This is a genomic window from Pseudomonas sp. NBRC 111130 (assembly GCF_001320485.1).
GTDB classification, from domain to species: Bacteria; Pseudomonadota; Gammaproteobacteria; order Pseudomonadales; family Pseudomonadaceae; genus Aquipseudomonas; species Aquipseudomonas vlassakiae.
Genome location: NZ_BCBG01000099.1, coordinates 1 through 1,978, shown reverse-complemented (window position 1 = coordinate 1,978; position 1,978 = coordinate 1). Strand labels below are relative to the sequence as shown.

Sequence of the window (1,978 nt, the reverse complement as noted above, 5' to 3'; positions counted from 1 at the left end):
CAACGGCACATCAGCGCGCCAGAATGTGCCGCTGTCTTCAGGGCCGAACGTGCCATCGGGTGAGTCATCGGTGCCCAGGCGCAGATAATTGCGCAAAGGCGATGCGTTAAGCTGGTCGCGGATGAATGCAGGCCATTTGTCTGGGGTGTTATGGCCTGTGAGGTCGAAAATCAGGGGCGAGCCGGGTATGGAGGCGCCCGTGCTGTCGTCGAGCACAGTGATCCAGCGAGGGTAGGTGCCGGTCGCCAATGTAGCATCGATCGTTGCATGCCGTACCCAAGTTGCCTGGCGCACCGTCAGCTTGAGCTTCAAGGTGGTGCGCAAGTCTACTGACCAGTCTTTCTTGTGTGCTTCAACCCGGCTTTGGTCGCCGGTCTTGCGGAAGAACGGTTGTACAGGCAGGTGAGCGTTCACGCTTTCCACAAATGCATCGATACGCCCGAGCAGGTTGTCTTCATCGGTGGTGTAGTCGAGAACGCAGGGCCAAGATTTGATCGGCTCATTACTGGGGCCATCACGAAGACAGATTTCCACCACCCGCGTGCCAGTGCCGCCAGGTGGAGGTTGAACACGCTCCTGAAGAACCTGGGCAATGCTGGCGGCTTTCCCGTCAGCGGTATGCAGCACGGGGTTTGCCCGGTCATCAGTCAGATGCCCAAGCGCAATGCGCAACGGCACATCAGCGCGCCAGAATGTGCCGCTGTCTTCAGGGCCGAACGTGCCATCGGGTGAGTCATCGGTGCCCAGGCGCAGATAATTGCGCAAAGGCGATGCGTTAAGTTGGTCGCGGATGAATGCAGGCCATTTGTCTGGGGTGTTATGGCCTGTGAGGTCGAAAATCAGGGGCGAGCCGGGCATGGAGGCGCCCGTGCTGTCGTCGAGCACAGTGATCCAGCGAGGGTAGGTGCCGGTCGCCAACGTAGCATCGATCGTTGCATGGCGAACCCAACCGGTTCCAACCCCTGGGTTGGCGGCTGATGATGGCTTGGCCACCAACGCCTTTAGCAGATACACATTGCTCACTTCGCTGAGCCACGTGTGCTGGCCATCCCATGCGCCCCATTTCTGCAAGGGGTCATACAGTTTTTTGAGCGCCTCGAAAGCCTGGGATTGTTTGGCATCCAGACTGAATACAAATTCATGCCCATCCAATACGGGTTTGATGGTTACATATCCGTATATGCAGTATGCGTAGTCAGATGCGCCGGTTCCGTAGATGAGATCAACCAACACCGGGCCGGATGCAGGGGTCAGGGATTTCCAGTCCTTTTGTTCAACGCGCTCTGCCCCCGACGCAAGGATGACCTCGATCTGGTTCGTAAATTCCTGCACCCTCTGCTTGAGCTGGGGCACCGCAGTGATGTCGGTGTAGGCAACTTCCAGCGCCTTATTGGCCTGTACTTTGACAGCGGACGCTGTTGCCTCGACGAACTTCTCCGTCACTCCATTGATAGTGATGGTGTCCTGGCTTTTGAAAAACTTTCTGAAGTTGGCTTCGGTGAACAGCATAATAGGCGTCCTTACAGGGTCGGCATGAGGTCCTATGAAGCGCCTGGACGAATATGGAGACAACTGGCAAAAATGATAGTTATTTACGCGATCCTGTCCGGATTTTCGGCTTGCCAGGTGTTCGCCGACAAGGTTGCAGCGCCTATCAGATCGAGCGCCGCCCGCGCGGCGCATCGCGGGCAAGTCGGATCGCCGCACCGCCGCTCCCACATCTGTTTCGGGCCAGTCTCTCCTGTGCTGCCAACAGGGACCGCCTTGGTGCATGACAGGAGACAGGTGGAGCCACCGAGATGTACCGCCATGCCAACAAGGCGGATCCTGTTGGCGGCACAGGAATAACTGGCCCGAAACAGATGTGGGAGCGGGCTTGCCCGCGATGCGCCGCGCGGGCGGCGCTCGATCTGATAGGCGCTGAACACCTCAAGGCAGGCACCTGTCAGCCCCAAGCCTAAACTGTCGCCCTACCAAC

The 1,978-nt window shown here is 58.2% G+C and carries 1 protein-coding gene; it reads right to left on the bottom strand.

What is annotated here, in order from left to right; translation table 11 throughout:
- The coding region (locus APH33_RS22770; RefSeq protein WP_156352041.1) for a hypothetical protein at window positions 1-1,509 on the bottom strand (1,509 nt) is incomplete at its 3' end.
- Window positions 1,510-1,978: the final 469 nt, after the last annotated feature.